Annotated in this window: 6 protein-coding genes; all 6 read left to right on the top strand. The window is 74.4% G+C overall.

Going from position 1 to position 12,984, the window contains the following annotated elements; genetic code table 11:
• The first annotated feature begins 7 nt into the window (after window positions 1-7).
• Entirely contained in the window at window positions 8-1,147 is a 1,140-nt protein-coding gene (locus AC1RSJ_RS15795; protein ID WP_493119405.1) for a serine/threonine-protein kinase, read from the top strand.
• The gene (locus tag AC1RSJ_RS15790) at window positions 1,147-7,182 is read left to right on the top strand and encodes an Ig-like domain-containing protein (protein ID WP_493119404.1); all 6,036 of its coding nucleotides are present in this window, start codon (window positions 1,147-1,149) and stop codon (window positions 7,180-7,182) included. Before AC1RSJ_RS15795 ends, AC1RSJ_RS15790 begins: the two co-directional genes overlap by 1 nt.
• A 36-nt stretch (window positions 7,183-7,218) precedes the next feature.
• Window positions 7,219-8,184, top strand: a complete 966-nt coding sequence (locus AC1RSJ_RS15785; RefSeq protein ID WP_493119403.1) for an AAA family ATPase — start codon at window positions 7,219-7,221, stop codon at window positions 8,182-8,184.
• Between the two features lie 91 nt (window positions 8,185-8,275).
• Window positions 8,276-9,574 (top strand): DUF58 domain-containing protein, encoded by a 1,299-nt coding sequence (locus tag AC1RSJ_RS15780; protein ID WP_493119402.1) that lies wholly within the window; start codon window positions 8,276-8,278, stop codon window positions 9,572-9,574.
• Entirely contained in the window at window positions 9,571-12,072 is a 2,502-nt protein-coding gene (locus AC1RSJ_RS15775) for a transglutaminase family protein (protein WP_493119401.1), read from the top strand. Before AC1RSJ_RS15780 ends, AC1RSJ_RS15775 begins: the two co-directional genes overlap by 4 nt.
• Window positions 12,069-12,984: DUF5684 domain-containing protein (locus AC1RSJ_RS15770; protein WP_493119400.1), on the top strand; the 916-nt coding region annotated here is incomplete at its 3' end. The genes AC1RSJ_RS15775 and AC1RSJ_RS15770, both read left to right, overlap by 4 nt.

Genomic DNA, 12,984 nt, shown 5'->3' with positions numbered 1-12,984 from the left:
GAAGCGCGTGCCGAAGCGAGCGACCGCGGCCCCTCCGGTCCTGCCCGGGTACGCCTACATCCGGCCGCTCGGCTCCGGCGGCTTCGCCGACGTCTTCCTCTACGAGCAGGACATGCCGCGGCGCGTGGTCGCGGTCAAGGTGCTCGCGAGCGACGCGGTGAACCCCGACGTGCTGCGCACCTTCAACGCGGAGGCCGACATCCTGGCCCGCCTCAGCGCGCACCCCTCCATCGTCACCATCCACCTCGCGTCGATCTCCGCCGACGGCCGCCCGTTCTTCGTGATGGAGTACTGCCCCGACACGATGAGCGCCCGCTACAAGCGCGGCCCGCTCGCCCTGCCCGAGGTGCTCGACACCGGCGTCCGCGTCGCGGCGGCGCTCGAGACCGCGCACCGCTCCGGCCTGCTGCACCGCGACATCAAGCCCTCGAACGTGCTCATCTCGAGCCTCGGCACCCCGGTGCTCGCCGACTTCGGCATCGCGGCGGCGCTCACGGGGGATGAGAGCGACCTCTTCGCGATGAGCGTGCCGTGGTCGAGCCCCGAGGTGCTGCAGGAGAAGGTGACCGGCTCGGTGCCGAGCGAGGTCTGGAGCCTCGCGGCCACCCTGTACACGCTCCTGGCCGGCCGCAGCCCGTTCGAGCTCGACACCCGCGACAAGAACGCGCGCGACCAGATCACGCAGCGCATCATCAAGGCCGACTACGTGCCGATCCGCCGCGCCGACGTGCCCGAGCGGGTGGAGGCGGTGCTCGCGCGAGCGCTGTCGAAGGACCCGGCGAAGCGCCAGCCGACCATGCACCAGTTCGCCGAGGAGCTGCGCTGGGCGCAGTACGAGCTCGGGCTGCCGCCGACCGCCCTCGAGGTCGCAGCGCCCGAGTGGGCGCAGGCGGCGGTGCCGATCGACTTCCGCGACGGCAGCGCCCGCGGCCCCGTGATCAGCACGGTCAACAAGAACTCGCGCCGCGCGGCCCGCGCGGAGAAGGCCCTCGCCGACCAGCAGGTCGACCGCGACGGGCTGCTGCTCTCCTCCCGGCCCCAGCGCAGCGGGTCCGGTCTCCGCGCCGGCCTCATCGGCGCCGGCGTCGGCGTCGCGGTGCTCGTGCTCGGCGGCGCGGCCCTCCTGCTCGTGACGAGGCTGCTCTGATGGCGGCGCGCGGGGGCGCGGGACGCGGCACGCCGGTCCGCGGCGGGTCGCGTCGCACCACGGCGGACCCGTCGCGCCGCTCGGGCGCGATCAAGGCCGTCGCGGCCGTCGCCGCGGTGGCCGCGGTCGTCGCGGGGGCGATCCTCGCGCTCGGCTACGACGCCCAGCAGGTGCCCCGTCAGGAGGACTCGGTCTGGGTCACCCGCGACTCCGGCCAGTACGCGCGCGTCAACACCGATCTCGCCGAGCTCGACACGGTGCGCAACGCCGACGACCCGAGCGGCGTGACGCAGACCGGCTCGCACAGCGTCGTCTACACCCAGGGCTACCGGCGCATCTGGAACGTCGACGCCGCGCAGCCCTCCGACCTCGTCGACGCGGCCGCCGCCTCCGGGGCCGCCGCGAACACCACGCCGAACGGCACCCGCTCGGTCGTGTCCTCGGGCGCCTGGGTCGGCTACCTCACCGACACCGGCCGGGTCTACATCGGCCGCATCGACGACCCGCGCGCGGCCGCGAAGCCGACGCAGATCGATCCGCTGGCCGCGGCCGCGAGCTCGAAGAAGAAGGCCTCCGGCTATGTCGCCTCCGCGATCGCGATCGACGACGAGGGCCGGATGGCGATGTACTCCGCCAAGGAGAAGGCCGTCCGCCTCTACGACGGGCAGTCCGGCGACTTCCGCGCCTCGGCGGAGAAGATCGACTCCGCGCCCGCGACGGACGCCCGCCTCGAGCTCAGCGTCGTCGGCGGCTCGTGGGTGCTCAGCGACGCCGCCAAGGCCCGGGTCTGGGTGCAGGGCTCGGCGACGCCGATCCGCGCCGGCACGAAGGTCGACGCGCGCCTCGAGACCGGCACCGCGGACGGCGACACCGCCTACCTCGCCGACGGCGACGGCCTCGTCGCGGTCGCGCTGGACGACCGCACCGCCCGCCGCGTCGCGGCCGCGTCCGGCACCCCGGCCGCGCCGACCCGCGTCGACGGCGTCGTGTACGCCGCCTGGCTGTCCTCCGGCGCCGGACGGCTCTGGTCGTCCGACCGCAGCGGCACCCGCGCGCTCACGGTGGAGGGCGACGCGCTGAAGCAGGCGGACGCGATCGCGCCCGTCATCCGCAGCAACGGCGCCCGCGCGGTGCTCAACGAGACCTCCTCCGGCATGCTCTGGACGCTGCCCGACGGCACCCCGGTGCCGCTGGACCAGTGGAAGATCGAGGAGAAGCAGAAGACCGAGGGCACGGTCCAGGTCGACGACGTCGCCGAGGAGGAGCCGCCGGTCGCCGAGGCGGACGCCTTCGGCGTGCGGGCGGGCGCCCAGGTGCTGCTGCCGGTGCTGCTCAACGACCACGACCCGAACAAGAAGGACGTGCTCACGATCGCGCCCGACTCGCTCGGCGCGCTGAGCGATCCCGGGTTCGGCGATCTCAGCCTGGTCGCGAACGACCAGCAGCTCAGCGTCACCGTGCGCGCGACCTCGGGCAGCGCGACCTTCAGCTACCAGGTGACCGACGGCCAGCAGTCGTCGGCGCCCGCCACGGTCACGCTCACCGTCGTGCCCGAGAGCCAGAACAGCGCGCCCGTCTGGTGCGGCGTCGAGGGCTGCGTGCAGCCGTGGCCGAAGCCGTCCATCGCGGCCGGCGGCAGCACCACGGTGTCGGTGCTCGGCGGCTGGGTCGACCCCGAGGGCGACCCGTTCGTGCTCACCGACGCGCGCAAGGACGACTCGTCCGCCCCCGTCTCGGTCGTGGCGACCGGCGACGGCCGCGTCGCGATCCGCCACAACGACCCGAACGGCGCGTCCGGCGCGATCCCGGTCACCGTGACGGTGACGGATGCGCGCGGCGCGTCCGCGACCCGCGCGCTCTCGGTGCAGGTCACCGGCACGCCCGTGCTCGACGTGCAGCCGGCCGCGGTCGTCAGCGGCGTCGGCGAGAAGACCACGATCGCGATCGCCGACCACGTGAGCGGCGGCTCCGGCTCCTACTCGCTGCTCGACGCCGTCGCCTCGAGCGCCTCGAAGAGCGACCTCACCGTCGTGCCGAACGCCGCCAGCGGCACCATCGACGTCAGCGGCAGCGCCGCGGGCGACTACGTGGTGACCTACACCGTGCAGGACGCCCAGACCCGGGCCGAGGACTCCGCCGTCATCCGGGTCAGCGTCGTCGCCGGCCGCGGGCTGGCCATCGCGCCGCTCACGACGTTCGTGCGGGCGCAGGAGGACACGACCGTCGACGTGCTGGCGGGCGTGCAGAACCCGACCGGCCGCGTGCTCATCGTGTCCGCCGTGCGGACGGACGCCCCCGGCCTCAAGGCCGACGTCGTCGGCAACTCCCGCGTGCGGGTCAGCGGCACCACGCCGGACGGGGCGCCCGGCCGCGTCGGCACGGCGCTCGTCAGCGTCACCGACGGCACCGGCGCCACGGTCGAGGGCTCGCTGACCGTGTTCCTCGTCTCCTCGACCACGGGCATCGGCCCGATCGCGGTGCCGGACGCGGTGACGGTCCGCGCCGGCACGCAGGTCGACATCCCGGTCACCGACAACGACGTGAGCCCGCGCGGCGAGCGCATCGTCGTGCACCCGGACGTCGCCGGCTCCGGCACGGCCGGCGAGCTCGCCTTCGCCGCCGGTGACGACGTGCGCTACCTCGCGCCGAAGACGCCCGGCACCTACACCGTGCGCTACTCGATCTACCTCGAGAGCGACCCGTCGCGCCTCGACGGCGCCGCGATCACCGTGACCGTGCTGCCCGAGGGCGCGAACCGCAGCCCGCAGCCGCCGGTGCTCTCCGGCCGCGTGCTCAGCGGCCAGAGCGTGCGGATCACCGTGCCCTCCGCCGGCGTCGACCCTGACGGCGACCGCGTCGTGCTGTCGTCCGTCGACCAGCCGAAGGCCGGATCCGGCACGGCGAGCATCGCCGCCGACGGCGCCACCATCGTCTACACCGCCCCGGGCTCCGGCGTGCAGGGCGGGCAGGTCTCCTTCGACTACCGCGTGCGCGACCCGCAGGGCGCGGAGGCGCGCGGCGTCGTGCGCGTCGGCGTGCTGCCGGCCGACGCCAGCGACCTCGTGCCGGTGACCTACACCGACTACGCCCGCGTGCGCTCCGGCGCGACCGCCCCGATCGAGATCACGCCCCTCGCCAACGACCGCGACCCGTCGCAGGGCACCCTCGAGCTCGTCTCGCTCGTGCCGAACGCGCCGCAGAGCAAGGAGAACCCGGAGTACCAGCGGCTCGCCGCCCTCATCGACGCGGGCACCGACCTCAAGAAGGGCGCCGTCAAGCTGCTCGCCGGCGACGTGCTCGGCGCGCACTCGTACATCTACACGGTGCGCTCGACGACGACCTCGAGCACTTCCGAGGGCCTCATCGTGGTGAACGTCAGCGAGGACAAGGCCCCCGACAGCCCGGTCGTCGCCGACACCGTGCTCACCGTGCAGGACCGCGACCAGCTCGCCTCCGGGGTCGACGTGCTCGCCGGCAAGGTGGACTGGACCTCCGGCGACCTGTCGACGCTGAAGCTCGCGCTCTGGGGCTCCGCGGGCGACGGCTACACGGTCTCCGGGTCGCGGATCGCCGGCCCGCTGCCGAAGGCCGGCGCGACGATCCCGTTCGCGGTGACCGGCACGAGCGTGACCGGCGAGAAGCAGACCGGCTACGGGTTCCTGCGCATTCCCGCCCTCGACGACATGCGCGTGCAGCTGCGCTCCGGCGTCAAGCCGATCGAGGTGGGCGAGGAGAAGTCGATCTCGTTCCGGATCGGCGACCTCGTGCAGCTCGGCGGCGCCGACCGTCTCGAGATCCGCAGCCAGAAGGACTACGCGGTGCAGCGCGCCAACTCGACCTGCGTGCCGTCGGGCGGCTCCGCGACCTACACGGCCGGCCGCGAGGCTCCGTGGACCGACTCCTGCTCGGTGCCCGTCCGCGTCGCCGGCCAGAAGGCGTACACGATCGTCGTGGTGCCGATCGTCGTCATCCCGAAGGCGCCGCAGGCGATCCTCGCCTCCATCACGCGCACGATCGCGCCGGGCGCCTCGCAGACCGTCGACCTCTACAAGGACCTCACCAGCTGGGAGGGCGGCCGCGTCGGCGACAAGGGGAAGCTCGACTACCGCATCGCCGCCTCCGGCAGCTCGTTCGCGGTGGCGCAGCCCGCCACGACGACGGTGACGATCGACACCCGGGCGGATGCGCGCCCCGGCACCCGCGAGACGGTCGCGATCACGACCACCGGCTACGGCGGGCTCCAGGCCACGATCACCCTCATCGTCGGCGTCGCCCCGGCGGACGCCCCGCGGGGCGCGGTCTTCACCCAGTCGTGCACGGTCACCTCCGGCGCGAGCTGCACGGTCGGCGTCATCGGCCACGCGGGCCAGTACGACCCGTTCGAGGGCAAGGCCGGCTCCGGCCTCAAGCTCGTGCGCGTCGGCGACGCCGGCACCGTGGCCTGCGGCATCGCGACCGCGGTCGGCTCGGGCGCCACGTCGATCACGGCGACCTGGGCCGCCGGCGCGAAGCCCGCCGGCGGCACCTGCACCGTGCCGTACACCGTGTCGGACGCGCAGGACCGCACCGGCGCCGGCGAGGTCACCTTCGACATCCTCGGCTTCCCGGCCGCGCCCGCGAGCATCGTCACCACCGGCTACACGGGCGCCTCGGTGACGCTCGGCGTGAACCTCGGCGAGGCCGCGAACGCGCATCCCGGCGTCACCGGCGTGCGCATCTACGAGGCCGGCGCCGTGGTGCCGAACACGGCGTGCCGCGCCGGCGGCCCCACCGGGTACAGCTGCACCGTGAGCGGCCTCCAGAACGGCCAGCCGCACCAGTACACCGCCCGCGCGGTCAACGCGGTGGGGGAGTCGCTCGACACCACGGGCGTCGCCACCTCCGCGTACCAGGCCCCCGTCGTGGCGAACGTGCACGGCGAGCCGGTCTACCAGGCGGGCCGCACGTCGACCACGAACGGCGTCGTGCAGCTCTCGATGGACGGCGAGGCGGACGTGCAGGCGTTCCGCATCCAGGTCGACGGCCGCACGGTGCAGACCGTGAACCGTGCCGGCACCACGACCACCACGACGCTCGACGTCTCGCCCGGCGACCGGCGCATCTCCGTGACGCCGATCAGCCAGTTCCAGCCGCCGATCGGCGGCACGGGCGGCGACGGCACCCGCGCGGAGATCGTGGTCACCGCGGCGGGCAGCCCGATCGTCGCGAGCTCCGGCGTGGCCGTCGTGGAGTCCGACACCGTCATGCGCCTCGACGGCGCCGCGTTCAACGCGAACGGCAGCACGCGGATCGGGCCGAACAACGGCACCCTGTACGCGATCGTGCCGGGCGGCAGCGGCGTGCCGGACTGCTCGATGACGGACGCCGGCCAGCCGCAGATGAACGGCGGGCAGGCCTCCAACCGCTTCACGGGCCTCACCCGCTACCGCGACTACACGGTCGTCTCCTGCTTCAGCAACGGCTACGGCGCGGTGCGCACCGACGCGAAGACCGAGTTCCTCGGCACGCCGATCGGCCAGCCCGCCGGCTCGAGCTACACGGTCGGCGCCGGCTACGGCGGCAGCGGCTCGCGGTTCACGTGGTCGCTGACCCGGGCGCCGAGCATCGCCGCGGCCTCCGACCAGCAGGTCTGGTACTCGCTCAACGGCGGTCGCAACTGGAGCACGAGCTTCTCGCTGTCCGACGACACCGTGCCCTACGACGTGCAGGCCAAGGTGTGCACGGCGTCGCGCTCGGACGTGTGCAGCCTGCCCACGTCGATCTCGGCGACGACCTCGGCGACGACCGCCACCGTCACCTACGCCCCGGAGTGCGTCCAGCGCGACATCCTCGGCGGGGTCGACTGGAACGACCGCGACCGGGCGAGCGTCTCCTCCGGCGCGAACGGCAGCGGCAGCTGGTACATCGACGGCAAGGACATCGTCGACCCGACCGACCCGGACGGCAACCGGCACGTGGCGCAGCTGCAGTTCCACTGGAGCGGCGACTGGTCGAAGCTGACGAGCCCGCCGGCCGTGACCCGCTCCTACTGCTGACCCGACGAACGACCCCGAGAACGAGGAACACCGCGAATGACGATCTCCCCTGAGCAGACCGCCTGGTTCACGCAGACCTTCGGCCTGCTCGCCGACAACGTCGAGCAGGCCATCCTCGGCAAGCGCCACGTGGTCGAGCTCGTGCTCGCGACCGCGATCAGCGGCGGCCACGTGCTGCTCGAGGACTACCCCGGCACCGGCAAGACCGCGCTGGCGCGCACGATCGCGCAGACGGTCACCGGCTCGAACTCGCGCATCCAGTTCACGCCCGACCTGCTGCCCGGCGACGTGACCGGCATCACGGTCTACGACCAGAAGAAGGGCGAGTTCGAGTTCCACGCCGGGCCGATCTTCGCCAACGTCGTGCTCGCCGACGAGATCAACCGCGCGTCGCCGAAGACCCAGTCCGCGCTGCTCGAGGTGATGGAGGAGGGGAACGTCACGGTCGACGGCGTCACCCGCCCGGTCGGCGACCCGTTCCTCGTCATCGCGACGCAGAACCCGGTCGAGCAGGCCGGCACCTACCGCCTCCCGGAGGCGCAGCTCGACCGCTTCATGATCAAGACGTCGATCGGCTACCCCGACGACGCCGCGACCATCCGCATCCTCCAGGGCGTGCAGCTGCCGAAGCACGGGGTGCCCGGCATCGTCGACACGCAGACCCTCGTCACGATGGCCGAGATGGCACGCGGCGTCTACGTGAACCCGCTCGTGCTCGACTACATCATGCGGATCGTCTCGGCCACGCGCCGCGCGTCCGAGGTGCGGCTCGGCGTCAGCGTGCGCGGCGCGATGGCGCTCTCGAAGATCGTCATGACCTGGGCCGCCGCCCACGGCCGCGGGTTCGTCACCCCGGACGACGTGCGCGACCTCGCCGTCGCCGCGCTCTCGCACCGCCTCATCCTCGAGCCGGAGGCGGAGTTCGACGGCGTCACCGCCACGGCCGTCATCGGCCAGATCCTGCTGGATGTGCCCGCGCCCGTGGAGAACGGCGCCGCCTGACGCACCCATGACCGATACCGACACCTCCTCCCGCCTCTCCCGGACGGCCACGTCCACCGGGACGCGGACGCGCGCCCAGACGGTGACGCGCGTGTCGAACGCGCCCACCGGCGCGGTCGCGCGGACGGTGTTCCGGGGACGGGTCGCCGCGCAGGCGGCGGGCCGACGGGCCGGCGACGCCGCCCGCTGGGTGCGCGACACCGTCACCGCGGCCGGCTGGCTCGTGGTCGGCGGCGCGGTGCTCGGCCTGCTCGCGGGCGCCCTGCTCGGCTGGGCGGTCGGCTGGCTCGTCGGCGTCGCGGCGGCCGTGCTGCTCGTCGTGTGCGTGCCGTTCCTGCTCGGCGGCCACGACTACGGCGTGCGGCTCGACCTCGAGCGCGAGCGCGTCGTCGCCGGCACGGAGGTCGGCGGCCGGCTCGACATCGTGAACCGCTCCGCCCGCATCGCCCTGCCGGGCACGATCGACGTGCCCGTCGGCTCCGGCCTCGTCGAGGCGCACGTGCCGCTGCTGCGGTCGGGGCACTCGCACGTCGAGCAGCTGACCATCTCGGCCCGGCGCCGCGGCGTCATCCAGGTCGGGCCGATGACGGTGTCGCGCGGCGACCCGATCGGCGTGCTGCGGCGCGAGCTGAGCTGGCCCGAGGTGCAGACCGTGTTCGTGCATCCGGTGACCACCCCCATCCCGTCGACGAGCGCCGGCCTCGTGCGCGACCTCGAGGGGCTGCCCTCGAGCGACATCGTCGCGAGCGACCTGTCGTTCCACGCCATCCGCGAGTACGTCACCGGCGACTCGCAGCGCCACATCCACTGGAAGTCGACGGCGAAGACCGGGCGGCTGATGGTGCGCCAGTACGAGGAGACGCGGCGCTCGCGACTCGCGATCGTGCTCGGCATCGCGACCGACGAGTACGCGGACGACGCCGAGGGCGAGGAGTTCGAGATGGCGGTCAGCGCCGCCGCCTCGCTCGGCCGCCAGGGCATCCGCGACGGCCGGGAGGTGCTCGTCGCCGCGAGCGCCGAGATCCCGGAGCTGGTGCGCGGCACGATGCTCTCGGTGCGCGAGCTGTCGACGACGACCGAGAAGAGCATGCTCGACGGCTTCTCGGAGGTGGAGATCGCCGAGCGCGCGACCCGTCTCGAGGACGTGTCGAGCATCGTGGCGCAGGCCAACCCGGAGCTCTCGATCGCGTTCCTCGTGACCGGATCGCTGCTGCCGCTGAACCGCCTCCGCGCGGCCTCGCTGAAGTTCCCGTCGAACATCTCCACGGTCGCGGTGCGCTGCGAGCCGGGCGCGGAGCCGACCCTCCGGGCCGCCGGCTCGCTGTCGGTCATGACGCTCGGCCACCTCGACGACCTCAAGAACATGATGGCGAGAGGGGCCGTGCGATGAGCGGGCGCAGCGCCGAGCGGCGGGCTCGCACCCGCACGCGGGCGCGCTCCGGCATCCTCGCGGTGCTCGTGGGGCTCGCCTACGTGCTGCCCGGCGTCGCCATCGCCACGGCGCTCGCCTGGCCCATCTACGACACCCCGCGGCTCGCGCTCGTCGCCGCGGTCGCCGCGGTGCTCGGCGCCGCCATCCCGCTCGCGGTCCGGGCCCTCCGGCTGCCGGCCTGGGTGGTGCCGCCCGCCGCGGCCGTCGTCTACACGCTCGCGGTCGCGCCCGTCGCCATCCCGTCGTCGCTCGGCTCGCCCGCCCAGTTCGTGCAGGGCATCCGCGACGGCCTGACCGGCATCGTGCTCGGCTGGAAGCAGCTGCTCACGCTGGAGCTGCCGCTCGACGACTACCAGGCCGTCCTCGTGCCGTTCTTCCTGCTCGTCTTCGCCGGCACCCTCATCGCCGCGCCCCTCGCCGTCTCGGAGGGCCGCCTCGGCGCCCTGGCCGTGCCGGTCGTGCTCGCGCTCGGGCTGTTCGGCATCGTGTTCGGCGCGACGGATGCGGGCGCGGCCCTGCAGCTCGGCCCGCTCGGCATCCCGGACGCGCGGGAGGCCGTGCTCGGGCTCGCGCTCGTGCTGCTCTCCCTCGGCTGGCTCGTGCTGCGAACCCGGCTGGCCCGTCGCGGCGCGCTCCAGGCCGCGCGGGCGAGCACCGCCACCGTCCGCCAGCGCGGCGAGTCCGTCGGCATCGCGGTGCGCCGCAACGTGCTCGGCGGCGCGCTGCTCGTCGGCGCCCTCGTCGTCGGCGTCGTGGTCGCACCCGGTGCCGCGGCCCTGACCGAGCGCCGCACGCTCCGCGAGGGCGTCGAGCCGCGGCTCGTCGTGCAGGCGCAGCCGAGCCCGCTCTCCGCCTACCGCGGCTGGTTCACCGGCGACCGCTTCGACGAGGACCTCTTCACGGTCGATGCGCCGAAGGGCGTCGACCGCATCCGCATCGCGACGCTCGACACCTACGACGGCCAGACCTTCACGGTCGCCGAGCAGGGGGACGCCGGCCGGTTCGTGCGGCTGCCGCGCACGACCGCCTCCCCGGGCGCGGACGAGGTGCGCATCACGATCGGCGCCGGCTACCGCGCGGTGTGGATGCCGGTGCCGGACGGGCTGGATGCCGCCCCGCAGTTCACCGGGTCGCGCGCGGCCGCCCTCGCCGACGGCTTCTACCTCAGCGAGTCGGACGGCACGGCGATCGACGTCGCGCCCGGCTCGCCGCGCGGCCTGCGCCCCGGCGACAGCTACATCGCCGCCGCCATCCCCCCGGCGGAGGGCGCGCTCGGCGCCGGCGGAAGCTCCGACCTCGACGGCGACGCCTACCCGCAGCTCGTCGACTGGGTGAAGCGCCAGGAGCAGCCGCGCGACGCCGCCGGTCTCGCCGAGCTCATCGACCGGCTCCGCTCGCGCGGCTACCTCAGCCACGCGCTGCAGGACGACGACGCCGCGCAGAAGTGGATCTCCGCCCTCTCCTCCGACGCGCCGTACCAGTTCCAGTCGAGCTACGCGGGGCACTCGGCATCGCGTATCGAGGACCTCTTCACCGAGCTCGTCGACCAGCAGAAGCGGGCGGGCGAGGACGCCACCCCGGAGATGCTCGTGGCCGGCGTCGGCGACGACGAGCAGTTCGCCGTGGCCGCCGCGCTCGTCGCCCGCTACCTCGGCTACGAGTCGCGGGTCGTGCTCGGCGTGCGCCTGGCCGGCGGCGACGACACCGGCGTGCCCGCCTGCGACGGCACCTGCACCGGCCGCAACGTCACCGCATGGGTCGAGGCGCGCACCCCCGGGGGCGACTGGACCGCCTTCGACACGACGCCGCAGTTCCGCATCGCCCCGACCCTCCTGCAGGAGGGCGAGCAGCTGCCGCGCAACCCCACCGTGCCCGACCGGCCGCAGGCCGAGTCGGCGGATCCGCCGGCCGCCCAGCGCGACGCGAACGACGCGGCGCGATCCGGGCAGTCCGACGAGCGGAGCTGGCTCGACGCCCTCTGGCCGATCCTCCGCGTGGTCGGGCTGTCGTCGCTGACCCTCCTGCTGCTCCTGCTGCCGCTGCTCGTGCTCGTGATCGCGAAGGCCGTGCGCCGGCGTCAGCGCCGCGCGGCGCCCGTGCCCGAGGTGGCCGTCGTCGGCGCCTGGGACGAGCTGCTCGACCTGTATGCCGATCGCGGCATCGACATCGCCGGCGTCACGCGCCTCGACGCCGCCCGCGCCTCCGAGCGGGCGAACGCGGAGACGCTCGCCCTGCTCGCCGACTCCGCGGTCTTCGCCGAGCATCCGCCCACCCGCGACGCCGCCGAGATGAGCTGGGAGCTCGTCGACGCGGAGCGCCGCGACCTGAGCCGCACCCTGCCGCTGCGCAGGAGGCTCGCCGCCGCCCTCACCCCGGTGTCGTTCCTGCGCCACCTCGATCCGGGATCCGTGCTCCAGCATCTGCGCACGGGCCTCCGCAGAAGGGAGCTCACGTGAGCGACTCCTCCGGCGCCGTCCTCGGCCTGCTGCTCGCCATCCTGATCCCGCTCGCGATCGCCGTCGGCGTGTACGTCTGGTACGCGCTCGCCCTGTCGGCGCTGTTCCGCAAGCTCGGCGCCGAGAGCTGGCGCGCCTGGGTGCCGATCCTCAACGAGGCGGAGATCTTCGCCCGCGGCGGCCAGCCCGCCTGGTACGTCGTCTTCCTGTTCGTGCCCGTGCTGCAGATCTACGGCATCTACCTCAAGGCGCTCGCCGTCCACCGCATCAACGCCCCGTTCGGCCGCGGTGCCGGCGCGACCGCGCTCGGCATCCTGCTTCCTCCCGTCTGGGCCAGCCTGCTCGCGTGGGGCTCGCCGCAGCCGGACCCCGAGTACGACCGGCGCGTGGCGGGCATCATGTCCGGCGCCGCCGCGACCGGCCCCCTCGTCTCCGGCGCCCCGGAGGTCGCGCAGGGTGCCGCCTCCGCCTCGCCGAACGCGGACTCCTGGTCGACGTCGGCGCGCTGGCAGCCCGACGGCCCGGTGGCGCCCCAGCTCGGGGCCGACCGGCACGTCGGCGCGACCGGTCCGCTCGGCACCGGCGGCTGGTCCGGTCAGCCGGCGTACCCGGGCACACCCGCCGCGCCGGGTGCGGGGCAGTGGGGCGCGCCGCCCGCCGGTCCGCCCGCGCCGCCCGTCGGTCCGCCCGCGGCGCTGCCGTCCTCGGAGCAGGCTTCCGCCGGTCCGTCCGGGGAGCCGTCCGGCATCGCCGCCGCGATGGGCGGAGGGCCGGAGGGGGTCGTCGTCTCGAACCCCTGGGCCGGCGCGCCGTCTGCGCCGCCGCAGCCGCCGGCACCCGCGGAGCCGCCCGTCGAGCCGGCGCCCGCCGTCGCTCCCGAGCCGGCCTCGCCGTCCGCGCAGCCGGTCTCGC

This window comes from Schumannella sp. GW821-FHT10F01, from assembly GCF_058809295.1.
Note: the sequence above shows the minus strand (reverse complement) of the source record. Positions and strands in the feature narration are given on the sequence as shown.

Coding starts and splice junctions, on each gene's coding strand:
- AC1RSJ_RS15775 (WP_493119401.1), top strand. CDS start 9,571: ATGAGCGGGCGCAGCGCCGAGCGGCGGGCTCGCACCCGCACGCGGGCG.
- AC1RSJ_RS15790 (WP_493119404.1), top strand. CDS start 1,147: ATGGCGGCGCGCGGGGGCGCGGGACGCGGCACGCCGGTCCGCGGCGGG.
- AC1RSJ_RS15785 (WP_493119403.1), top strand. CDS start 7,219: ATGACGATCTCCCCTGAGCAGACCGCCTGGTTCACGCAGACCTTCGGC.